Genomic DNA, 21279 nt, shown 5'->3' with positions numbered 1-21279 from the left:
CGCGACGGGCGCTGGAGCTCCGCAGCGGGTAAGTGGCTGATACACGGATCTTGACGGGGTACGGTCGGGGCGCATAGCGTCGCCCGGAGGGACTGAGCAAGCGCTTAGGAGAGGCGATCGTGCCGCACACCGATCCGTCCACGCATCACCCGTCGGTACTCACCGCGCCCGGGGCGCCCTTCGCCGTCGTGGCGGACGGGGACGGGCGCCTCGTGTACGCCGGCGGGCCGCGCACGCTGCGGGAGTTCGCCGAGGTCACCTGGGCGTACGGCGAGCAGCCGTTCCTCGTCGCGGAGAACCGGACGTACACCTACGGGGAGTTCTTCGCCGCCGCCTGCGCGCTCGCCCGCCGGTTCACCGACGTGTACGGGCTGCGGCCGGGCGACCGGGCCGTGGTCGCGATGCGGAACCATCCCGAGTGGCAGATCGCGTTCTGGGCCGCCCAGCTGGCCGGCCTCGTCGCCGTACCGCTCAACGCCTGGTGGACGGAGGACGAGTTCGCGTACGCCCTCGACGACTGCCGGCCCGGCATCCTGCTCGTGGACGGGGAGCGGGTGGCGCGCGTACGGGCCTGGGCGCGGCGTCACGGCGTGCGGGGGCTGGTCTTCCACGGGGAGGCCGAGGAGGGGTTCGAGCGGTACGAGGACCTCCCCGCCGCCGACCCCGCGCTCGGCCCGCCGGAGGTGGAGGTCCGGCCCGAGGACGACGCCACCATCATCTACACGTCCGGCACCACCGGGCGGCCCAAGGGCGCGGTCGCCACGCACCTCGCCCAGGCCGGGGCCGCGATGAACCCGCGCTTCCACGCCGCCGTCGCCGCGCTCGAGCGGGGGGAGGTGCCGGGGCAGGGTCCGGCGCCGGTGTCGCTGACGACGTTCCCGTTCTTCCACGTGGCCGCGTTCACCTCGTTCTACTCGGTGATGGCGGCGGGCGGCACCCTCGTGCTGATGCGCAAGTGGGACGCCGTGAAGGCCCTGGAGCTGATCCACGAGCACGGCGTGACGCACTACGCGGGGGTGCCGACCACCGCCCTCCAGTTGCTGGAGGCGGCGGGCGAGAGGGGGCTCGGGACGCTCGCCCACCTCAACACCGGCGGCGCCGCCGCACCGCCCGGCCTGGTCGCCCGCTGCCCCGAGGGCGTCGAGCCCCGCAACGGGTACGGGCTGACCGAGACCAGCGGCGGCGTACTGGCCAACTTCGGGGCGGACTACCGGCGCTTCCCCGGGAGCGTCGGGCGGCCCACCCCCGTCACCGAGGTGCGGATCGCCGCCCCGGACGGGCGGGCGCTGCCCGAGGGCGAGGTGGGCGAACTGTGGCTGCGCGGCCAGACCCTGGTGCGCGGCTACTGGGAGGACCCGGAGGCGACCGCCGCCGCGTTCACGCCCGACGGCTGGCTGCGCACCGGTGACCTCGCCACGGTGCGCGAGGGGCGGGTCAGCGTCGTCGACCGGCTGAAGGACATGGTGATCCGGGGCGGCGAGAACGTGTACTGCGTGGAGGTCGAGGCGGCGCTGTACGACCACCCCGACGTGGCCGACGCGGCCGTGCTCGGCGTCCCCCACCCCGTACTGGGCGAGGAGGTCGCGGCCGTCGTACGCCTCCGGGAGGGGGCCGCGGCCGGGGCCGAGGAGCTGCGGGCGCATGTGGCGCGGAGCCTCGCGGCCTTCAAGGTGCCCGCCCACGTCCTCGTACAGGACGGGCCGCTGCCGAGGAACGCGACCGGCAAGGTGCTGAAGCGGGATCTGCGGGTCGACGTCCAGGCGCGGGTCCGGGCGGACGAGGCGTCTGGGCGGCTCAGGCGCGGCTGACGCGGACCCGGTAGGCGCCCGTCTTCGGGTCCTCGGACAACACCGTGACGCGTACGCCGCTCTCGCGGTCGGTGAACGACTCGCCGGGGCGATACGGGGCGTCCGACAGCTCCGCGTGCACGTTCGGGCGGCGCGTGCAGCCGCCGCTGTCGCGGTCGCTGTCGACGACGGTGACCGGGCCGTGCCCGGTGTCCACGTCCGACTGAACGTGGTAGATCAGCACGCCCGGCTCGCACACCGCCTCGTCGTTGCCGTCCCGGGTGCGGACCTCCACCGCGTACCCGGACTCCGGCGTCAGCGGGACGAAGGCGAGCTTCGGCCCGCCCTTGGTGGCCAGCGGCGTGAGCGTGTACTCCCGGCTGCCGGACGCGGAGGCGCAGCGCACCTGGTCGTTGTCGAGCCAGCCCAGCTTCCACTTGTGCCAGGCCAGCAGATCGTTGTTGGCCCCCCAGTCCTCGGACATGATGTCCCAGTGCCCCACCGCGCCGCCGCCCTCGGCGGTGTACAGGTCGGGCAGGCCGAAGACGTGGCCGTTCTCGTGCGGCAGGACCCGGTAGCCCGTCTCGTGGTACGTACCCGAACCGTCGTCCTGGCGGCTGTAGACGAACGACGTGTTGGCGAGCGGCGAGCCGTCGGCGTGCGGGGCCTCGCCGTTGCCGGAGAAGGTGACGGACAGGACGGTGTCCAGCGCCGAGGGGCCCGCGTTCGGGGTGACCAGGACGTTGACCAGGTCGTACGCGCCGAAGTCGACCTTGGGGTCGGCGGCCGTCACGATGTCCTGGACGAGTCGGCGGTAGCCGGGTTCGTACGGTGAGCCGCGCTCGATCCCGTACGACGCGAACGGCATCGGCATCCGCAGCCAGCCCGGCAGCGGGGCCTCGGGGCGGTAGCGCAGCCGCCCGTAGGAGCTGACGCGGAACCAGTCGGTGGTCTGCGGGAAGAACTCGGCGAACCGGTTCATCGCCGGGCCCTCACCGGGGGCGTCGGGGAAGTCGATCATCAGGGTCAGGGCACGGACCTCGCCCGTCGAGCGGGCGTAGCCCGGGCCCGTGGGTATGCCCTCCGACAGCTGGACCCCCAGGGCGGTCGTGATCCGGCACGGGGCGAGCCCCGGGGCGTCGGTTGCGGAACGGGCGGCGATGGGGCCGGCCGAGGCGCTGGTCCGGTCCGGGAGGGTCGAGCTCGCCGTGGCCAGGCCGGCTATGGCGAGGGTGGCGGCCGCGCCGAGGGCGACCGGTCTGCGTATCCGCCGGCGGGTCTGCTGCATGCGTGCTGATCGCCTTCGGTCCGCGGCAGCCGGCCGGGTCCGGACTGCTCTCCGTCCGATCAGCCTGTGCCGGGCGGTGGGCGGGCGCCCGCCGGGTGCGGCCGATCGTGGGTTACTCGCGAGAAGGGTCGTGATGCAGGTCGCATGAGGCGCATGAGATAACCGGGGACCGGATCCCCGGTTACGCCTGCGTCACCAGTAAGCGGGGAAGCCGTCCCCGGTTGTGGCCAGTAGGGAGTGAACCGTGACCAGCACCGCCACGCGCCGCGTGTCCCGCCCCCGGGCGGACGCCCTGCGCAACCGCGAGCGGATCGTGAACGCGGCCCGCGAGATGTTCACCGAGTTCGGGCCCGACGTGCCGTTCGGCGACGTCGCCCGCCGGGCCGGCGTCGGCAACGCCACGCTCTACCGGCACTTCCCCGACCGGCTCGCCCTCGTCCACGAGGTCGTCCTGTCCGTCGTGTCCCGCACCACCGAGCGGGCCGTGGAGGCGGCGGCCGAAGAGAGCGACGCCTTCCAGGCGCTGCGCCGCTTCGCCCACGCCGCCGCCGACGAGCGGATCGGCGCCCTGTGCCCGATGCTCTCCGGCGCCTTCGACGAGGACCACCCCGAGCTGCTCGCCGAACGCGCCCGGCTGGAGGAGGCCGTACAGGCGCTCTTCGACCGGGCGCAGACCGCGGGGCGGCTGCGCACCGACGTCGCCGTCGGCGACCTGATGATTGCGCTCTCCCAGCTCACCCGCCCCCTGCCCGGCTCCGCCTGCCCGAGCTTCGACCGGTTCGTACACCGCCACCTCCAGCTGTTCCTCGACGGCCTGGAGACCCCCGCGCGTTCCCCACTGCCCGGCACCCCCGCGACCCTGGAGGACCTGCGACGCGAGCCGTAACCCTTCCCAGGGCGGGCTTCTCCCGCCCGTCCATGGCGCCCGCCTTTGATGTCCGTCCGGGTGCCCGGTCGTGGGCGCCGGCCTTTGATGTCCGTCCCGGTGCCCGGTCGTGAGCCCGCCTTTGATGCCCGTCCGGGTGCCTTGCCCTGAGCCCGCCATGTGGGCCCGTCCCTACGCCCGCCTTTGACGCCCGGCCGTGGCGCCCGTCCCTGCGCCCTGCCTTGAACGCCGGCCTTTGACGCCCGTCCCTACGCCCGCCTCCCACGCATAGCGCGGGCGGCCCCTCTGGCCCGGGGCCCACACCCACCCCCCTCCGCGCTGGGCGGCGCGGCCACCGGCGAGGCGATGCCGCTCGGCTCGCGAGCCCTCCAGGGCGCCTTCGGCGCGCTGCTCGCGCCCACCGCGGGGCGCAGAAGCTGCTCCAGCTCCAGGGCATGGTCGAGGGCATGGTCGAGGGCTGCTCCGCCGCCATCTGGTGGGCGGTCGGCATCCTGGTGGTGGCCGCCGCGATCGCGTTCACGTTCGTCAACACGGGCCGTCCGGGTGCCGGTTCGCCGGCCCGTCGCCGTCGGCGGGGTCGAGGACGACGCGCGGGTCCCGGTCGTCGCGCACTGACGACGCGCCGAGGAGGGGCGTTTCCCCGCCGCCGACGTGGCGGGGAAACGCCCCTTTGCGTACCCCAATTTCTGCTTATGCTTTCGAGCGTGTTCGACTCCCGGTACATCAAGACCTTCCACGAAGTGGTCAGGACCGGTTCCTATACGGCGGCCGCCCGTTCCCTCGGGTACACGCAGCCGGCCGTCAGCCAGCAGATGAAGGCGCTCGAACGGGACGTCGGCACACCGCTGTTCACCCGCGTCGGGCGCGGCCTCAGGCTCACCGAGGCGGGGGAGGCCCTCACCCGGCACACCGGGACGATCCTCGACACCCTGGCCGCCGCCCAGGAACAGATCGACGCCATAGCGCGGCTGCGTTCCGGCCGGGTACGCGTGTGCGCCTTCCCCAGCGCCGGGGCGACGATCCTGCCCGAGGCCATGGCCCGGATGGCCGCCGAACACCCGGGCATCAGGGTCGAGCTGGTGGAGAGCGAACCGCCCGAGTCGCTGCGGATGGTCACCCGGGGCGAGTGCGACATCACGCTGGCCTTCAGCTATCCGGGCCTGGCGGTCGACATCCCGGACGAGCTCGACGAGTTCAGGCTGCTGGAGGACCCGCTGACGGTGCTCCTGCCCACCGGGCACCCGCTGGCCCGCCGCCGGGCCGTCCACCTGTCCGACCTGGCGCACGAGCGGTGGATCGCCGGCTGCGCGCGCTGCAACGCCAACTTCCTGCACGCCTGCGCCGAGGCGGGATTCACCCCCGACATCGCGTGCACCACGGACGACAACCTGGTGATGCAGAGCCTGGTGGCGGCCGGTGTCGGCATCGCCATGGTGCCCGCGCTGGTCCTGTCGTTCCTGTGCCACGAGAAGGTCACGGGCCGGATCGTCGAGCCGCACACGCGTCGCCAGGTGTACGCGTACGTCCTCCGCGACCATCTGCGGATACCCGCCACGGGCCTCATGCTGGACAAGATCGTCGAGGTGGCCGAGTCGAAGGTCGGCTGCTGAACACGACGTACTCATAAGCGTTCGTCAGGGGGATGGCAAAAAACCCTCCTTGGACGTGATGGGTCGTCCGGCCGGACGCTGCGGCCATGACGACGACATCCGTGACGACGACCTCCGCCCCCGCCCCCGGCCTCGTCACCGAGCGCCTCCGTACCCTCGTCGCCGGCATACGCGAGACCGTGGACCGCGGGCTGCCGCCCGAACCGACCGCCCGGCTCGTGGCGGAACGCCTCGCCCCGCACCTCGGCGCGCCCGACCTGCTCGGCGCGGCGCAGTGCGAGGGCGATCCGGACCGTTACCGCCAGCACGTGCTGCACGCCGAGCCCGACGGCGGCTTCTCCGTCGTCGCCCTGGTCTGGCTGCCCGGGCAGTCCACCCCCGTCCACGACCACGTCTCGTGGTGCGTGACCGGCGTCCACCGGGGTGAGGAGCACGAGCGCCGCTACCAGCTCGTCCCGGACGGCACCTCCGCCCGGCTGCTCGCCACCGAGGACGTGGTGAACGGCCCGGGCGCGGTCGCCGCCTTCGCCCCGCCCGGCGACATCCACTCCGTACGCAACGGGGGCGAGGTCACCGCCGTGTCCATCCACGTCTACGGGGCCGACATCACGCGCCTGGGTACCAGCATCCGGCGCATCTACCGCCTGCCCATGGACGCGGACCGTTGATGGCGCTCGTCGGCTCTCGCGTCCGTCCGGTCGCGATCGGCGGCAGGGCCCGGACCGGGCGCGGTCCCGTTCCCGGGCTGGCGCTCGCCGCCGCCGGGGTGGGGGTGGCCTGGCTGGTGCACCTCGCCGTGCCGGCCGTGCCCATGCTCACCGCCGCCGTCGTGCTGGGCGTCGCCGCCGCGCACACGCCCTGGCTGCGCGCCCGCATCCGGGGCCGCTGCCGGCCGGGCCTGACGCTGGCGGCCAAGCGCCTGATGCGGGTCGGTGTCGTCCTGCTCGGGCTGAAGCTGAGCCTCTCGGACGTCCTTGGCCTCGGCTGGCGGACGGTCGCCATGGTGCTGGCCGTGGTGGCCGCCACCCTCGCCGGTACGTGGTGGCTCGGGCGCCGTCTCGGGCTGCCGGGTGACCAGCCGGTGCTCATCGCCACGGGGTACGCCATCTGCGGCGCGTCGGCGATCGGCGCGGTGGGCGCGGTGCGGGACAGCGACGAGGACGACGCGGCCACGTCGGTCGCGCTGGTGACCCTGTGCGGGACGCTCGCCATCGCCGTACTTCCGCTGCTGCAGGGGCCGTTGGGGCTGAGCGACGCGCAGTTCGGGCGCTGGGTGGGCGCGGGCGTGCACGATGTGGGCCAGGTGGTCGCCGCCGCCCAGACCGCCGGGCCGGCCGCGCTGGGGGAGGCGGTCCTGGTCAAGCTGATGCGCGTCGCGCTGCTGGCCCCGCTGGTGGCGGCGCTGGTGCTGGCCGCCCGGAGGCGGGGGCGTACCGCTGCCGCCCGGGGGCGGGGGTGTGCCGCGCCGGTGGGCGGGCGTCCCACGGGCCACCGGCCGCCCCTCGTGCCGTTGTTCGTCGCCGGATTCCTCGCCATGGTGGCGCTGCGCACGACCGGGTGGCTGCCCGCGCCCGCGCTGGACGCCGCCGGGACGGCTCAGGAGCTGCTGCTCGCCGCCGCCCTGTTCGGCCTCGGCAGCGCGGTCCACCTGCCGACACTGTCCCGGACCGGGGCGCGGGTCGCGGCGCTGGGGCTCACCGCCTGGGTGATCGTGGCGGCGGCGTCGTACGCGGGCGTCCTGCTGACGACCTAGCCCGAGCTACCGCAGCCAGGGCAGGTCGGCGTCCCGGCCCGACGGCTGGAGGCCCTCGGCCATGACCCGCATGATCTCGCCGAGCTGGCCGACCTGTTCCGGGCTGAGCCGGTCGAAGATCGCCTGGCGTACGGCGGCGACATGGCCGGGCGCGCTCCGCTTCAGCACCGCGTACCCCTCGTCCGTCAGGTACGCGTTCTGGCCGCGCTTGTCGGAGGGGCAGTCCTCACGGCGTACCCAGCCGTTCTTCTCCAGCCGCGCCACGGCGTGCGACAGCCGGGACCGGGTGATCTTGGCGTCCTTGGCCAGCTCGGTCATCCGCATGCGGCGGCGCGGGGCCTGGGAGAGCTGGACGAGCAGGCCGTAGTAGATGTGCGGCATCCCGGCGTCGCGCTGGAGCTGGCGGTCGAGGTGGTCCTCCAGCAGCGTGGTGGCGTGCAGATACGCGCGCCAGACGCGCTGCTCGTCGTCGCTGAGCCAGCGAGGCTCCTCGCTTCCGCCGTTCGGTGCCGTATTCATGTATCCACTCTACGACTTCTTGAAAGTTGAACAAGTGGTCGATACGCTTCTGTTCGAGCATGCTTGAAGATTCAAGTACGTAGGATGGAAGACACGTCAGGAGCCGCCGCCATGACCGCCACCGGTGACCGTTTCGCGGGGCGGATGCCCGCCCTCTACCTCTCCCACGGCGCACCGCCGCTCGCCGACGACCCCGTCTGGCCGGGCCAGCTCGCCGCCTGGTCCGCCCGCCTGCCGCGGCCCTCCGCCGTCCTGATGGTCTCCGCCCACTGGGAGGAGGCCCCGTCGGCCCTCGGCGCCACCGGGACCGTGCCCCTCGTGTACGACTTCTGGGGCTTCCCCGCGCACTACTACCAGGTGCGGTACGCCGCGCCCGGTGCGCCCCGGCTCGCCGAATCCGTCCGCAAGCTGCTGCGCGGGCCGGGCGCGCCCGTACAGGACCTGCCCGACCGGGGGCTGGACCACGGGGCGTACGTCCCGCTCGTCGAGATGTACCCGGACGCCGACGTCCCGGTCCTCCAGATGTCCCTGCCCACGCTCGACCCGGCCCGGCTCATGGACATCGGGCGCAAGCTGGCACCGCTGCGGGACGAGGGCGTGCTGATCGTCGGCAGTGGGTTCTTCACCCACAACCTGGCGGCGCTGCGCCACGAGGGCGTACCCGGCTGGTCGGCGGAGTTCGACGACTGGGGGCGGCGGGCGCTGGAGGCGGCGGATGTGGACGCGCTGCTGGACTTCGCCCACGCCTCGCCGGCCGGCCCGCTCGCCCACCCCCGTACCGAGCACTTCGCGCCCCTGTTCGTCACGCTGGGCGCCGCCGACGCGGCCGGCGACCTGGGCGGCGGGCGCAGCGTGATCGACGGGTTCTGGATGGGCCTGGCGAAGCGGTCGGTGCAGTTCGGTTAGAGGTCCTTCTGGTACCAGGCCACGTCCCAGTACCGCCCGAACTTCCGGCCCACCTCGCCGAAGGTGCCGGTGTGCCGGAAGCCGAAGCGGGTGTGCAGGCGCACCGACGCCTCGTTCGGCAGCGCGATCCCGGCGTAGGCGCGGTGCACGTCCTCCTTGGCGAGGGCTTGGAAGAGGTGTCCATAGAGCAGGGTCCCGATGCCGCGCCCGCCGGCCTCCGGGGCGAGGTAGACGCTCACCTCGACGGAGGGCGCGTACGCGGCCTTCGGCCGGAAGGGGCTGGAGGTGGCGTAACCGAGAACCGTTCCGGGGTCGCCGGCCTCGCGAGCAACCAGCAGGCGGTGTGGGCCGTCTTCCGGGTGGGAGTGCAGCCAGGGGCGCCGCTCGGCGGGGGTGAGGGGAACGGTGTCGAATGTGATCGCCGTCTCACGGACGTAGTGGTTGTAGATGTCCGTGAGGGCCGTGAGGTCGCGCTCCGTGCCCGGCCTGACCTGCACCTCTTCGTCGTCGTGCGACATCCGCCCTCCCCCGGTGGCGGGACAGGGTACTGCAAGATCACGGAAATCGACGGGTGTCATGGGAATTCTGTCCGGATTCCAGTCGTTGTTTCCGTCGGATGCAGGGCACCCGGGAGGGTGTCGCGACCCAACTCAGCAAGGGAGCTCGCATGGCAACCCGTGCCGTCGCCCGTCGTCAGTCCACCACCAGTGAGACCAGGACCACCGACCGGGCAAGCAGCGTTCGCGCCGTGGGCGGGGAGATCGCCGACCGCGACCTGGTCGGCATGTACCTCGACGAGATCGCGCGCACGCCCCTGCTCGACGCCGCCAAGGAGGTCGAGCTGTCCCAGACCATCGAGGCGGGTGTGTACGCCCAGCAGATCCTGGACGGGGAGGTGGACTCCGACGCCGCGGGCGCGTCCCGTGAGGAGCTGGAGCGCCTGGTCGCCGATGGCGAGCGTGCCAAGGACGTCTTCATCCGGTCGAACCTGCGCCTCGTGGTGGCGGTCGCCCGCCGCTACCCGCGCAGTGGCCTGCCGCTCCTCGACCTCATCCAGGAAGGCAACGCGGGCCTGGTGCGGGCGGTGGAGAAGTTCGACTACACCAAGGGCTTCAAGTTCTCGACGTACGCGACGTGGTGGATCCGCCAGGCCATCACCCGGTCGATCGCCGACCAGTCGCGCACCATCCGCCTCCCCGTGCACCTGGTGGAGGAGCTGGGCCGCATCCGGCGCGTGCAGCGCGAGTTCAACCGCGAGCACGGCCGCGACCCGGAGCCCGCGGAGGTCGCCGCCGAGCTCGGCTCCAACGCGGAGCGGGTCATCGACGTCCTGGACTGGGCGCGCGACCCGGTGTCGCTGAACATGTCCGTGGACGACGCCGGCGAGACCCAGTTCGGCGACCTCCTGGAGGACACCTCCGCCGTGTCGCCCGAGCAGTCGGTGCTGACGCTGCTGCGCAGCGAGGAGCTGGACGACCTGATCGGCAAGCTCGACAACCGTACGGCGTCGATCATCCGCATGCGGTACGGCATCGAGGACGGCCGCGAGCGGACGCTGACGGAGGTCGGCAAGGAGCACGGCCTGACGCGCGAGCGGATCCGCCAGATCGAGAAGCACGCACTGCTGGAACTGAAGCGCATGGCCCGCGACACGGGCTTCGACGCGGCGGCGTAACCCTCCGGGGCGTCGCCCTCGGGCCCCGTTTCGGCGGGGCGCCGTTGTGTGGTGCGCCCGTTTCGGCGGGCACCGTCGTATGGCCCTCGGGGGCGGCCCGGCGCGGGAGCGTGCCGTTGGGGCCGCTCCGGGGATCGTGTCCTGGGCTCTCCTTCGCAAGCCCAGTCGTCTTACGCCCAGAACACGACGCACTGCGCGCCCCCCTTCGGGGGCGGCCCTTTATGACACCGACCGCGTCAGGCGGGCGCCCAGGTCCGTCACGTAGGACACCAGCGCCTCCGGGCCGTGGACGGTGAACTCGCAGTCGGCCAGGGCCAGCCGCAGCGCCAGCCACTCCACGGAGTCCGCCGAGCGGGCGCGCAGCCGGCATGTGCCCGGGCCCGTCGGTGTGGGGACGAGGTGCTCGGGAAGGCGGGCCGTCACGAATTCCGCCGGGGCCTCGAAGGTGACGTCCACGTCGTGCTCCTGCGTACGCGTCACCGAGTGGCCCAGCAACTGCGCCGCGTCGCCCGTCGGCAGCTCGCGCGGTGTGAACCGGGCGCCCGTCGGGAAGGGGTCGGCGACCCGGTCGACACGGAAGGTGCGCCAGTCCTCGCGCGCGAGGTCGTAGGCCACCAGGTACCAGCGGTGGCCCGTCGACACCAGGCGGTACGGCTCGACCTGCCGTTTCGTCTCCGTCCCGTCGCCCGCGCGGTAACCGAACCGCAGGCGCTCATGGGCGGTGACCGTCGCCGCGAGCGTCGTCAGCGTCGAGGGCGCGACGGTCGCGCCGTCGCCCCGCGTCAGCGGGATCGTGGCGTTCTGGAGGGTGGCGACCCGGTGCCGCAGCCGCGACGGCAGCACTTGCTCCAGCTTGGCCAGTGCCCGTACGGCCGCCTCCTCGACGCCCTCGATGGCATGGCCCGCCCCGGCGCGCAGCCCGACGGCGATCGCCACCGCTTCCTCGTCGTCCAGCAGCAGCGGCGGCATCGCGGCGCCCGCGACCAGCCGGTAGCCGCCGACCGCGCCCCGGGTCGCCTCGACCGGGTAGCCCAGGTCGCGCAGCCGGTCGATGTCGCGGCGGACCGTACGGGGACTGACGCGGAGCCGTTCCGCCAGCTCGCTGCCCGGCCATTCGCGCGGCGTCTGAAGGAGCGACAGCAGATTCAGGAGTCGTGCCGGAGTGTCCGTCATGCTTTCCAGCATGCGGCCCCACTAGGACATGACCTGTCCTATATACCGATTAGTTTTCCGGCATGACTTCCTCCACCACTCACGCAGCGGGGCAGAGCGCCGCCGCCGACCGGCGGCGATGGCTGGCGCTCGCCATCGTCATGACGGCCGCGTTCATGGACCTCGTCGACGTCACCATCGTCAACATCGCGATCCCGAGCATCGAGCGGGACCTGTCGGCGTCGTTCGGCGCGATCCAGTGGATCACCGCCGGGTACGCGCTGGCCTTCGCCGCCGGGCTGATCACGGGCGGACGCCTCGGCGACATCTACGGCCGCAAGCGGCTCTTCCTCGTCGGCATCGCCGGCTTCACCGTCGCCTCCGCCCTCTGCGGTCTCGCCGCGAGCCCCGAGATGCTGGTCGCCTCCCGCCTGCTGCAGGGCGCGATGGCCGCGATGATGGTGCCGCAGGTGCTGGCGATCATCCATGTCACCTTCCCGGCGCACGAGCGCGGCAAGGTCTTCGGGATGTTCGGCGCGATCGTGGGTCTCGGGGCGGTCTCCGGGCCGCTGCTGGGCGCGCTGCTGACCCAGTGGAACCTGTTCGGGCTGGAGTGGCGGCCGATCTTCCTGATCAACCTGCCGGTGGGCATCGCCGGGCTGATCCTGGGCCGGAAGTTCATCACCGAGTCGCGCGCCGACAAGGCGCTGCGGCTGGACCTGGTCGGCGTCGCGCTGGTCACTCTCGCGCTGCTGATGCTGATCTACCCGCTGACACGCGGGCGTGAGCTGGGCTGGCCGCTGTGGGGCCATGTGTGCATGGTGGGCAGTCTGGCGGTGTTCGGCGTGTTCGTGGCGTACGAGAAGTACAAGACGCGCAAGGACGGCTCGCCGCTGGTGGAACTGTCGCTGTTCCGGGTGAAGAGCTTCGCGGCCGGCATCGCGGTGCAGCTGACCTTCGGTGTCGTGATGGGCATCTTCTTCCTGGTCTGGACCCTGTACATGCAGATCGGCCTGGGCTGGTCCCCGCTGAAGGCCGGCCTGACCGGTGTGCCGTTCTCCATCGCCGTGTCCGCCGCGGCCGGGATGTCCGTACAGAAACTGGTGCCGCGCTACGGGCGGAAGGTGCTCCAGGCGGGTGCGCTGACCATGGCCGCCGGGGTGCTCCTCTACATCTGGGAGGCCGGGCGGTACGGGACGGGGATCGCGCCCTGGCAGATGGCCGCGCCGCTGATCGTGATGGGCGTGGGCATGGGCCTGATCGTGGCGCCGCTGACGGACGCGGTGCTGTCGGACGTGCCGCGTGAGCACGCCGGTTCGGCGTCCGGGCTGATCAACACGACCGGGCAGATGGGCACGGCGCTCGGCCTCGGGCTGGTGTCGGTGGTGTTCTTCTCGGTCATCGACGAGCGGCGGCCCGCGCCCACGGAGGTCGGCGCGGCGTTCGCGGACGCCTTCCAGGGCGCGCTGTGGTGGGTCGTGGCGGTCCTCGCGCTGATCTTCGCCGTGATGTTCGCGCTGCCGGGGCGGCCGAAGCAGCACCTGGAGGGCGGCGCGGCCGCCCCGGAGGTGGCGGAGGCGCCGGAACCGGTGCTCACGCACTGACGGCACCTCGCGCCGGCGCCGGCAGCGTAGACGTCGGAGTCATGGCGGCCCGGCTTCGGGGACCTTCTCGGTCTCTGGAGTCGGGCCTTCCGTTTGCCCGAATGTGTTTACTTCCCGGAAAAGCGGACGTAGTCTGCGAGTGAAACCACAGGTTCGGGCATTGATCGGACGTAAAACCACATGTATGCACCGGAGCGCCAGCAGCTGATCCTGCGCCTCGCCCGCGAGGGAGGCCGGGTCGACGTGCTGTCCCTCGCCGAGCAGTTCCAGGTCACGGCCGAGACGATCCGGCGCGACCTCAAGGCCCTGGACCGCGCCGGGCTCGTCCGCCGGGTGCACGGCGGGGCCATCCCGGCCGGGCGGCTCGACTTCGAGCCCGACCTCGCCGAACGCGAGTCCACCGCCGCCGACGAGAAGGACCGCATCGCGCGCGCCGCCCTCGCCGAGCTGCCGGAGGACGGCAGCGTCATCCTCGACGCCGGCTCGACCGTTGCCCGGGTGGCCGCCGCACTGCCCCCCGAGTGCGCGCTCACCGTCGTCACCCACGCCCTGCCCGCCGCCTTCCGGCTGGCCGACCACCCTGGCATCGCCCTCCACCTGGTCGGCGGCCGTGTCCGGCACCGTACGCGTGCCGCCGTCGACGCGTGGGCGCTGCGGGCGTACGACGAGATCCGTGCCGACGTGCTCCTCCTCGGCGCGAACGGGTTCTCCGTCGAGTACGGGCTCACCACCCCCGACCTCGCCGAGGCGGCCGTGAAGCGCGCCATGGTCGCCGCCGCCCGGCGCGTGGTGCTGCTCGCCGACTCGGCCAAGCACGGCACGGAGCACTTCGCCCGCTTCGGTGACCTCACCGATGTGGACCTGCTCATCACGGACACCGGACTCAAGCCCGAAGACGCGGCCGCCATCGAGGCGGCCGGAACGGAAGTCGTACGCGCATGATCCTCACCGTCACCCCCAACCCGTCCCTGGACCGGACCTACGAAGTCCCGTCCCTGGAGCGCGGCGAAGTGCTGCGCGCCACCGGTGAGCGCATGGACCCGGGCGGAAAGGGCGTCAACGTCTCCCGCGCTGTGGCGGCGGCCGGGCACCGTACCGTCGCCGTCGTGCCGCTGGGCGGCGCGCCCGGCGCGCTGGTCGCCGAACTACTGGCGGCGGAGGGCATCGAGGTGGCGCCCGTCCCCCTGAAGGGCCACACCCGCTCCAACATCGCGGTCGCCGAACCGGACGGCACGCTCACGAAGATCAACGCGCCGGGGCCCTGGCTGACCCCGGGCGAGTCGGAGGCGATCCTGTCGGCGGTCGGCGCGTACTCGCCCGCCGCCGACTGGGTCGCCTGCTGCGGCAGCCTGCCGCGCGGCCTCGGCCCCGAGTGGTACGCCGACCTGGTCACCCGCGCGCACGGGTACGGCTCACGGATCGCCCTGGACACCTCCGGGCCGTCGCTGCCGGCCGCGCTGCGCGCCCGCCCCGACGTGGTGAAACCCAACGCCGAGGAGCTCGCCGAAGCGGTCGGCCGCCCCCTCGTCACGGTGGGCGACGCCCTCAAGGCGGCGGAGGAACTGCGCGACGCGGGCGCCGGCGCGGTGCTGGCCAGCCTGGGCGCGGACGGGCAACTGCTGGTCTCCGACGCCGGAGCCCTCTACGGGTACGCCGCCGTCGACGCCGTACGCAGCAACGTCGGTGCGGGCGACGCGTCCCTGGCGGGTTTCCTCGCCGCGGGCGGCGCGGGCCCGGACGCCCTGGCGGCGGCGGTGGCGCACGGCGCGGCGGCCGTGCGGCTGCCGGGCAGCGAGATGCCGACGCCGTCCGACCTGAACCTGTCGGCGGTCACGGTGACCGCCGACGTACCCCTCGACCGATACCTGAGCGAGCAAGGGAGCCCGCGATGAGCGAGTTGATCACCGCGGACCTGGTCGATCTCGACCTGGCCGCGAACACGAAGGAAGCGGCGGCCCGTTCGCTCGCCGAGCGCATGGTGCGGCTGGGCCGGGTGACCGACCTGGACGGCTTTCTGGCCGACGTGGCGGCACGGGAGGCGCAGATGCCGACCGGCCTGGACGGCGGCATCGGCATCCCGCACTGCCGCAGCGCGCACGTCACGGAACCGATGCTCGCCTTCGGCCGCTCGGGCCCCGGCATCGACTTCGGCGCCCCGGACGGCCCGGCGGACCTGATCTTCCTGATCGCCGCCCCGGCCGGCGCGGACGACGCCCACCTGACCATCCTGTCCAGCCTGGCCCGCCGCCTGATGGACCCCGCCTTCACCTCCGCGCTCCGCACGATGACCTCCCCGGCCGACGCCGCCACCCTGATCCACGGCGACGCCCCGGAGGCGGCGCCGTCGATCCCGTCGACCCCGGCCGGGGGCTCCGCCTCCGGCGAGGCGCCTTCCGGGGCGGCCGGCACCGCCGCCGACGCGGAGTCGGTGTCGTCCATGCCCGACGAGCCCGCCGCACGGCAAGGAGCCGGGGCGGAACGGCCCGCCGCCGAGGCCGACTCGGGGCCGGCCGACGGTGCCGGGAGCGCCGCGCCGCCGGGCGCCGGGGGGCCGGGGGGAACGCTCGGGGGCGGGCCGTCCGTGCCGTTCCGGGTCGTCGCGGTGACGTCGTGCCCGACCGGGATCGCCCACACGTACATGGCGGCCGAGTCCCTGGAGAGCGCCGGACGGGACGCCGGGGTCGAGGTGGCCGTCGAGACGCAGGGTTCCGCCGGGTTCGCCCGGCTCGACCCCGCCGTCATCGCCGCAGCCGACGGCGTGATCCTCGCGCATGACGTCCCCGTCCGGGAGAAGGAACGGTTCGCCGGGAAGCCCACCGTCGACGTCGGCGTCAAGGCCGGCATCAACCGGGCCGCCGAGCTGATCGCCGAGGTCCGCGGCAAGGCGTTGCGCGGCGAGGTCACCGCCCCGGCGGCGGCCGGGAGCGGCACGCCCGTCGAGAGTGCGGGCGAGCCCGGCGAGGGCTACGGCACCAAGCTCCGCAAGTGGCTGATGTCCGGCGTCAGTTACATGGTCCCGTTCGTCGCCGCCGGCGGACTCCTCATCGCCCTCGGCTTCGCCATCGGCGGCTACACCATCGACAAGGCCCCTTCCGTCGCCGAGCACTTCGCCTGGGGCCAGGCCGACAGCTGGGCCGCGCTGCTGTTCCAGATCGGCGGCCTGGCGTTCAGCTTCCTGATCCCGGTCCTCGCCGGATACATCGCGTACGGGATGGCCGACCGACCCGGACTCGTCCCCGGCTTCGTCGGCGGCGCCGTCGCGCTCACCATCAACGCCGGGTTCCTCGGCGGCCTGGCCGCCGGCCTGCTCGCGGGCGGGGTGGTGATGGCGATCCAGCGGGTCAGGGTGCCCGCCCCGCTGCGCGGCATCATGCCCGTGGTCGTCATCCCCCTCATCTCGTCGGTGATCGTCGGCTTCCTGATGTTCCTGGTGATCGGCAAGCCCATCGCGTCGCTCCAGAAGGCGCTGACCGACTGGCTGTCGGGCCTGTCCGGCGCCAACGCGGTCGTCCTGGGCGTGATCCTCGGCCTGATGATGTGCTTCGACCTGGGTGGCCCGCTCAACAAGGTCGCGTACGCCTTCGCCATCGGCGGGCTCGCCGGCCCCAACGAGGGCTCCCTGAAGGTCATGGCCGCCGTGATGGCCGCCGGTATGGTGCCGCCGCTGGCGATGGCCCTGGCCACGGTGGTGCGCGGCAAGCTGTTCACCAAGACGGAGCGGGAGAACGGCAAGGCGGCCTGGGTGCTCGGCGCCTCGTTCATCACCGAGGGCGCGATCCCCTTCGCGGCCGCCGACCCGCTGCGCGTCATCCCCTCGGCCATGGTGGGCGGCGCGGTCACCGGCGCCCTGTCGATGCTCTTCGAGTGCACCCTGCGCGCCCCGCACGGCGGCGTCTTCGTGATCCCGCTGATCGGCAACCCGGCCCTCTACCTGGTCGCGATCGTCGCCGGCACCCTGGTGAGCACCGCGCTCGTCGTCCTCCTCAAGGGCCACGCCCGCAAGGCCCCCGCCCTCGTCCCGGCGGCGGACGAGCCGGGGGAGACCCACGAGAAGGTCACCGTCGCGGCCTGACGCCGACGGCGACGGCGGTGCGCCATTGCCGCCCCGGCGACCGGGAGCCGTTACGCGTGCCGCTGGTCGCCCGGGGCGGCGCCCGTGGTGTATGGCACGTATGGCACGTCGCGTGGCGTACCGCCCAGCGCGCCGAGCCCCAGTCCGGGCGTCGGCCACGGTCAGCCCGCGCCGAGCCCCAGTCCGGGCGTCGGCCACGGTCAGCCCGCGCCGAGCCCCGGCAACCGGCGGCGGCCCGCCCCGGTGACCGGGAGCCGTCACCCCGGCGACCGCCGGCCCCCGCCTCGTCCAAGGCCGCTCGCCCGCGCCGCCGAGCCGTCAGCGCACGCGCCCCCGCACCCGCGCGCGGAGCTCCATCGCTTCGCGCGCGGTGTGCTCGTCCTCGTAGACCTCGCACATGTGCCGGCCGTCCGGCGTCGCCGTGTGCTCCACCTCCCAGACGCTCATCTCGCTGCCGTCCAGCAGCAGGAACGCGTGCTCGTACAGCGTGAACCCGGCGTCCTTCCCCGCCACGCTGCACTGCCGGCCGAAGACCTGCCTGATGTGGTGCGCGAACGCGCCCCGCAGCCGCGCCGCCACCGCCTCGCCCGGCCGGTCCTCGTTCTCCGCGCGGCGCAGCACCCGGCGCGCGTGGTCCGCCGAGTCGTCCGGTACGTACACCAGCGGGGCCGGGACCGGCGGCCGGGTCAGCAGCGCGCCCAGCAGCTCCAGATCCGCGTCCAGGTCCACATCCAGGTCCGCGGTCAGGTCCACGGACAGGTCCTCCTCCGGCCCGGGGGAGCCGACCGGCAGGCGGGCGGCGGCAAGCCGTACGTCGGACTCGTCCACGTACAGCTCGTGCTGCTCGCTGCCGTCCCGCCCGGTGTTGTGCACCAGCTCCCACAACGTCAGCGGCGAGCCGTCCGCCAGCAGGTACGTATGCCGGTACGTCGCCCGGTGGAGCGCCGCGCTGTGGTGCGACGAGTGCAGCGAACTGGCGTGGGCCAGCGCGGAGTCCAGTCGCTCGACCAGCGCGTCGGGCAGGTCGAAGGAGTTCAGCGCCCGCCCCAGGAGGCGCTCGACGTGCATCTCGGTCGTCTCGTTGTTCGGAACGTTCAAGAGGGGTCTCCAGGCCGTCGCCGCGTGTCACTCGATGCTTGCTTACGGTAGTGCCTGGGTCTGACAACGCGTCCGGCTTCCACAAAACGAGGGGCGCACATGGCGAGTTCCCGCGCGCCCCCCACAACTCCATGCCGGTGCAGTTCAGTCGAGCCGGTACAGATCGCGGTACGAGGGGAAGTCGCCGCCCGGTCCCGACACCGACCCGGCCGCCAGCACCGCCCGTACGATCGCCCTGGTCACGACGGTGGCACCGGCGGCCAGCACCTCGTTCAGCGCGAGCGGGCCGTGCGTGTCCGGCAGGGGGCGCTCGCCCGTCGCGAGGGTGAACACGGTGTCGCCGTCGTTGAGCAGGTGCACCGGCCGCACGGCGCGCGCGATGCCATCGTGCGCCGTCCCCGCGAGCTTCTGCGCCTGCGCGCGGGTCAGTTCGGCGTCCGTACCGACCACGGCGAGCGTGGTGTTCAGCGGCGGCCAGTCGTTGCGCTCCAGGGCCTCGGCCAGCCGCCGTGCCGCCGCCGCGTGCACCTCCGGGTCCGGGTACGCCACCGGCCCGTCGCCGTACGCCCCGTACAGCGCCCCCGTCAGCGGATCGACCGCCGAACCCACCGCGTTGGCCACGACGAGCGCCCCGACGGTGATCCCGGACGCCAGCACCGTACTGGCCGTCCCGACCCCGCCCTTCATCCCGCCGATCACCGCCCCCGTCCCGGCGCCGACGGCCCCGCACTCCACGGGGGCGCGCGCGCCCGCCGCGTCCGCCGCCTCCACCGCCGCACGCCCCGTCGACGCGTCCGGCCGCGCCGTCCAGTCACCGCCCCGGCCCAGGTCGAACACGCACGCCGCCGGGACGACCGGCACCACCTGCGACGGGTCGGGCCCCACCCGTACACCCCGGCCGCGCTCCTCCAGCCAGGCCATCACGCCGGCCGCCGCCTCCAGCCCGTACGCGCTGCCGCCCGTGAGGACCACCGCCTCGATGCGCTGGACCAGGTTGCGCGGGTCGAGCGCGTCGGTCTCCCGGGTGCCGGGCCCGCCGCCCCGTACGTCCACGGCCGCGACCGCCCCGCCCTCCGGCGCCAGGACCACGGTGGTGCCGCTGAGCGCGTTGTCGCCCGGTACGCGCGCGTGGCCGACCCGTAGCCCGGCCACGTCCGTCAGTGCGTCATTCATGCCCCTTGAGTACCACGGTCCATACGGGCGGTGAGCGTGACCCCGACCGCGACGGACGCCGCCGCGACGAGCCCGGCCGCGAGGACGCCCCAGCGCCCCGCGAACGTACAGAGCAGGATCCCGAGCGCGGCACACGGCAGCACCGACTGCTGCGCGATGCCCACCTTGAAGTACCGGGAATGCAGCGCCCACACCAGCAGCAGGAACAGCGCCGACGGCAGGGTCACCGCGGCCGCCGCAGCCGTCGCCGACAGGTGGGCCTCGCCGACGGTCTGCTCGACCGCGACCTCGATGCCCGCGCCGATCGCGGCCGCCGACGCGAAGACCAGGTAGTGGCCGTACCCCCACAGGAACGCCTGCCGGTTGGACAGCAGCCGCCGGTGGACCGGGACGACGAAGTAGATCCACCAGGCGGCGAAGATCAGCAGCAACCCACCGGCGGCGATCGGCAGCAGGTCGTCCAGCGCGTCGTTCTCCTCGACACCCGTCTTCACGGCGACGGTCGCCGCCGCGATGGTCTCGCCGAGCACGATGATGGTGAACAGCCCGTACCGCTCGGCGATGTGATGCGCGTGCCAGCTGGAGGCGAAGTCCTTCTCCGCGAGCGGCGGTACGGCCATCTCGGCGACCACCATCACCAGGAACACCCACGGACGGGCCGCCTCGGGCACGACCAACAACGCCGTCCAGCCCACCTGGCACACCGTCACCCCGGCCGCGTACCGCAGCGCCATGGTCCGCTCCGCACCGGACGCGGCCCGCGCGGCACGCACCCACTGCGAGGCGAGCGCGAGCCGCATCACCAGGTACCCGAGCCACACCAGGAAGAAGTCGTGCTCCTGGAAGGCCCGGGACACCCCGGCGGCCAGCACCAGGACCCCCGCGATCTGGACGAGTGTCACGACGCGGTACAGGGCGTCGTCGTTGTCGTACGCCGAGGCGAACCAGGAGAAGTTCATCCACGCCCACCAGATGGCGAAGAACACCATCGCGTACCGCGCGATGCCGTCCCCGGCATGGCCCTCCGCGACGGCGTGCACGAGCTGGACACCCGCCTGGGCGACCGCCACGACGAAGCACAGGTCGAAGAAGAGCTCCAGGGGCGTGGCGGCGCGGTGCGCCTCGTCGCGGCTGCGCGAGACCAGGGGCCGCAGGGGCGTACGGGGAGGGGAGGTCATCCCCACAGGACAGCAGAGGCCCTGGCTCCGGACGCCATCCGTGGGAAGCCGTCACCCCCGAAGTCCCCACAACGGGCGAACCGCCCCGTACCCCCCTACGGTGGCCGCGTGACCGAGCCCCCCGACCCCCCGCCCCCGGCGGACCCGGCCCCCGACACGCCGCGCGAGCCGGCGCCCGCCCCCGAGCCGCCTCCCGACGGCGAACCGGGCCCCTCCGAGCCCCCCGCCCCGACGGGCGAGCCGGGCCCGGCCACACCGCCCGCCCCAACGGGCGACCCCGCCCCCGGCGCCCCACCCGCCCCCACCGACGGCCACCGGGGCACCGAGCCCGCCCGACCGCCCGCGCCCGAGCCGGAACCCCACGCGGGCGGCGCCGACCGCAGCGGAGCGGCATCGCCGCACACCGAGCCGGGCCCGCCGACTGCCGACCCGGCACCCACCCCCACCGCCCCACCACAGCCCGACCACCGCGACGGCCCCCGCACCACCCCCGTGCCGGCAGCCGCCCCACCCGGACCCCCCACCGTGCCGCCGGCCGACCCCTTCCCACCCGCGCCCGCCCCCGGACCGGTTCCCGG

The 21279-nt window shown here is 73.6% G+C and carries 18 protein-coding genes and 1 pseudogene; 12 read left to right on the top strand and 7 right to left on the bottom strand.

All coding sequences use genetic code 11. The annotated features are described in order from the left end of the window. Window positions 1-119 precede the first annotated feature (119 nt). Entirely contained in the window at window positions 120-1808 is a 1689-nt protein-coding gene (locus BKD26_RS18635) for a class I adenylate-forming enzyme family protein (RefSeq protein ID WP_241518718.1), read from the top strand. Here BKD26_RS18635 and BKD26_RS18630 read toward each other — a convergent pair. Next, window positions 1795-3075, bottom strand: a complete 1281-nt coding sequence (locus BKD26_RS18630; protein ID WP_084899235.1) for a M6 family metalloprotease domain-containing protein — start codon at window positions 3073-3075, stop codon at window positions 1795-1797. The two genes, BKD26_RS18635 and BKD26_RS18630, sit on opposite strands and share 14 nt — an antisense overlap. 244 nt (window positions 3076-3319) lie before the next feature. Here BKD26_RS18630 and BKD26_RS18625 point away from each other — a divergent pair, with 244 nt between their 5' ends. The 4 genes from BKD26_RS18625 (at window position 3320) to BKD26_RS18605 (ending at window position 7324) form a co-directional block, all read left to right on the top strand. Continuing rightward, on the top strand, window positions 3320-3961 hold the full coding sequence (locus BKD26_RS18625) for a TetR/AcrR family transcriptional regulator (RefSeq protein WP_084899233.1): 642 nt from the start codon (window positions 3320-3322) through the stop codon (window positions 3959-3961). 704 nt (window positions 3962-4665) lie between these two features. After that, entirely contained in the window at window positions 4666-5571 is a 906-nt protein-coding gene (locus BKD26_RS18615; protein ID WP_084899394.1) for a LysR family transcriptional regulator, read from the top strand. Between the two features lie 86 nt (window positions 5572-5657). Continuing rightward, on the top strand, window positions 5658-6239 hold the full coding sequence (locus BKD26_RS18610) for a cysteine dioxygenase family protein (RefSeq protein ID WP_084899232.1): 582 nt from the start codon (window positions 5658-5660) through the stop codon (window positions 6237-6239). Beyond that, window positions 6239-7324 (top strand): putative sulfate exporter family transporter, encoded by a 1086-nt coding sequence (locus BKD26_RS18605; RefSeq protein WP_084899230.1) that lies wholly within the window; start codon window positions 6239-6241, stop codon window positions 7322-7324. The genes BKD26_RS18610 and BKD26_RS18605 overlap by 1 nt, the downstream gene beginning before the upstream one ends. Before the next feature lie 6 nt (window positions 7325-7330). Here the strand turns inward: BKD26_RS18605 and BKD26_RS18600 are convergent, their stop codons facing one another. Next, window positions 7331-7843, bottom strand: a complete 513-nt coding sequence (locus tag BKD26_RS18600) for a MarR family transcriptional regulator (RefSeq protein WP_084899228.1) — start codon at window positions 7841-7843, stop codon at window positions 7331-7333. 111 nt (window positions 7844-7954) lie between these two features. Between BKD26_RS18600 and BKD26_RS18595 the strand changes: the two genes are divergently transcribed. Next, on the top strand, window positions 7955-8749 hold the full coding sequence (locus tag BKD26_RS18595; protein WP_084899227.1) for a class III extradiol ring-cleavage dioxygenase: 795 nt from the start codon (window positions 7955-7957) through the stop codon (window positions 8747-8749). Here BKD26_RS18595 and BKD26_RS18590 read toward each other — a convergent pair. Beyond that, window positions 8746-9267 carry a GNAT family N-acetyltransferase gene (locus BKD26_RS18590; RefSeq protein ID WP_084899225.1) on the bottom strand — a complete coding sequence of 174 codons (522 nt, stop codon included), beginning with the start codon at window positions 9265-9267 and terminating at the stop codon, window positions 8746-8748. The two genes, BKD26_RS18595 and BKD26_RS18590, sit on opposite strands and share 4 nt — an antisense overlap. A gap of 149 nt (window positions 9268-9416) precedes the next feature. Here BKD26_RS18590 and BKD26_RS18585 point away from each other — a divergent pair, with 149 nt between their 5' ends. Next, window positions 9417-10424 carry a sigma-70 family RNA polymerase sigma factor gene (locus tag BKD26_RS18585; protein ID WP_084899223.1) on the top strand — a complete coding sequence of 336 codons (1008 nt, stop codon included), beginning with the start codon at window positions 9417-9419 and terminating at the stop codon, window positions 10422-10424. A 219-nt stretch (window positions 10425-10643) separates the two neighbouring features. On the opposite strand, the gene BKD26_RS18580 is transcribed toward BKD26_RS18585, so the two are convergent. Beyond that, entirely contained in the window at window positions 10644-11597 is a 954-nt protein-coding gene (locus tag BKD26_RS18580; RefSeq protein ID WP_084899392.1) for a transcriptional regulator, read from the bottom strand. A 62-nt stretch (window positions 11598-11659) separates the two neighbouring features. Between BKD26_RS18580 and BKD26_RS18575 the strand changes: the two genes are divergently transcribed. The 4 genes from BKD26_RS18575 to BKD26_RS18560 all read left to right on the top strand — a co-directional run bounded on the left by BKD26_RS18575 (window position 11660) and on the right by BKD26_RS18560 (window position 17252). Beyond that, on the top strand, window positions 11660-13180 hold the full coding sequence (locus tag BKD26_RS18575) for an MFS transporter (protein ID WP_084899222.1): 1521 nt from the start codon (window positions 11660-11662) through the stop codon (window positions 13178-13180). 180 nt (window positions 13181-13360) lie between these two features. Then, on the top strand, window positions 13361-14122 hold the full coding sequence (locus BKD26_RS18570; RefSeq protein ID WP_084899220.1) for a DeoR/GlpR family DNA-binding transcription regulator: 762 nt from the start codon (window positions 13361-13363) through the stop codon (window positions 14120-14122). After that, entirely contained in the window at window positions 14119-15072 is a 954-nt protein-coding gene (gene pfkB, locus BKD26_RS18565; RefSeq protein WP_084899219.1) for a 1-phosphofructokinase, read from the top strand. The genes BKD26_RS18570 and pfkB overlap by 4 nt, the downstream gene beginning before the upstream one ends. Next, window positions 15069-17252, top strand: coding sequence for a fructose-specific PTS transporter subunit EIIC (locus tag BKD26_RS18560; protein ID WP_084899217.1), 2184 nt, complete (start codon window positions 15069-15071; stop codon window positions 17250-17252). The genes pfkB and BKD26_RS18560 overlap by 4 nt, the downstream gene beginning before the upstream one ends. A 318-nt stretch (window positions 17253-17570) precedes the next feature. Here the strand turns inward: BKD26_RS18560 and BKD26_RS18555 are convergent, their stop codons facing one another. The 3 genes from BKD26_RS18555 to BKD26_RS18545 all read right to left on the bottom strand — a co-directional run bounded on the left by BKD26_RS18555 (window position 17571) and on the right by BKD26_RS18545 (window position 20701). Continuing rightward, window positions 17571-18350: a DUF6227 family protein gene (locus tag BKD26_RS18555; RefSeq protein ID WP_084899215.1), complete on the bottom strand. Its 780-nt coding sequence runs from the start codon at window positions 18348-18350 to the stop codon at window positions 17571-17573. Window positions 18351-18494: 144 nt separating this feature from the next. Next, window positions 18495-19523, bottom strand: a complete 1029-nt coding sequence (locus BKD26_RS18550) for a P1 family peptidase (RefSeq protein ID WP_084899214.1) — start codon at window positions 19521-19523, stop codon at window positions 18495-18497. After that, the gene (locus BKD26_RS18545; RefSeq protein ID WP_084899212.1) at window positions 19520-20701 is read right to left on the bottom strand and encodes a low temperature requirement protein A; all 1182 of its coding nucleotides are present in this window, start codon (window positions 20699-20701) and stop codon (window positions 19520-19522) included. The genes BKD26_RS18550 and BKD26_RS18545 overlap by 4 nt, the downstream gene beginning before the upstream one ends. Window positions 20702-20809: 108 nt before the next feature. On the opposite strand from BKD26_RS18545, the pseudogene BKD26_RS42035 reads away from it, so the two are divergent. Then, window positions 20810-21279: pseudogene (locus BKD26_RS42035) on the top strand (hypothetical protein); the annotation flags it as partial.

This window comes from Streptomyces sp. CB03238, from assembly GCF_002099185.1.
Lineage (GTDB): Bacteria > Actinomycetota > Actinomycetes > Streptomycetales > Streptomycetaceae > Streptomyces.
This window is presented reverse-complemented; position numbering and strand designations above follow the sequence as displayed.

Excerpts from the sequence above, each read along its gene's own strand:
- BKD26_RS18630 (WP_084899235.1), bottom strand. The coding sequence starts at position 3,075 with ATGCAGCAGACCCGCCGGCGGATACGCAGACCGGTCGCCCTCGGCGCG.
- BKD26_RS18610 (WP_084899232.1), top strand. The coding sequence starts at position 5,658 with ATGACGACGACATCCGTGACGACGACCTCCGCCCCCGCCCCCGGCCTC.
- BKD26_RS18605 (WP_084899230.1), top strand. The coding sequence starts at position 6,239 with ATGGCGCTCGTCGGCTCTCGCGTCCGTCCGGTCGCGATCGGCGGCAGG.
- BKD26_RS18600 (WP_084899228.1), bottom strand. The coding sequence starts at position 7,843 with ATGAATACGGCACCGAACGGCGGAAGCGAGGAGCCTCGCTGGCTCAGC.
- BKD26_RS18595 (WP_084899227.1), top strand. The coding sequence starts at position 7,955 with ATGACCGCCACCGGTGACCGTTTCGCGGGGCGGATGCCCGCCCTCTAC.
- BKD26_RS18590 (WP_084899225.1), bottom strand. The coding sequence starts at position 9,267 with ATGTCGCACGACGACGAAGAGGTGCAGGTCAGGCCGGGCACGGAGCGC.
- BKD26_RS18585 (WP_084899223.1), top strand. The coding sequence starts at position 9,417 with ATGGCAACCCGTGCCGTCGCCCGTCGTCAGTCCACCACCAGTGAGACC.
- BKD26_RS18580 (WP_084899392.1), bottom strand. The coding sequence starts at position 11,597 with ATGACGGACACTCCGGCACGACTCCTGAATCTGCTGTCGCTCCTTCAG.
- BKD26_RS18575 (WP_084899222.1), top strand. The coding sequence starts at position 11,660 with ATGACTTCCTCCACCACTCACGCAGCGGGGCAGAGCGCCGCCGCCGAC.
- BKD26_RS18570 (WP_084899220.1), top strand. The coding sequence starts at position 13,361 with ATGTATGCACCGGAGCGCCAGCAGCTGATCCTGCGCCTCGCCCGCGAG.
- pfkB (WP_084899219.1), top strand. The coding sequence starts at position 14,119 with ATGATCCTCACCGTCACCCCCAACCCGTCCCTGGACCGGACCTACGAA.
- BKD26_RS18560 (WP_084899217.1), top strand. The coding sequence starts at position 15,069 with ATGAGCGAGTTGATCACCGCGGACCTGGTCGATCTCGACCTGGCCGCG.
- BKD26_RS18550 (WP_084899214.1), bottom strand. The coding sequence starts at position 19,523 with ATGAATGACGCACTGACGGACGTGGCCGGGCTACGGGTCGGCCACGCG.
- BKD26_RS18545 (WP_084899212.1), bottom strand. The coding sequence starts at position 20,701 with ATGACCTCCCCTCCCCGTACGCCCCTGCGGCCCCTGGTCTCGCGCAGC.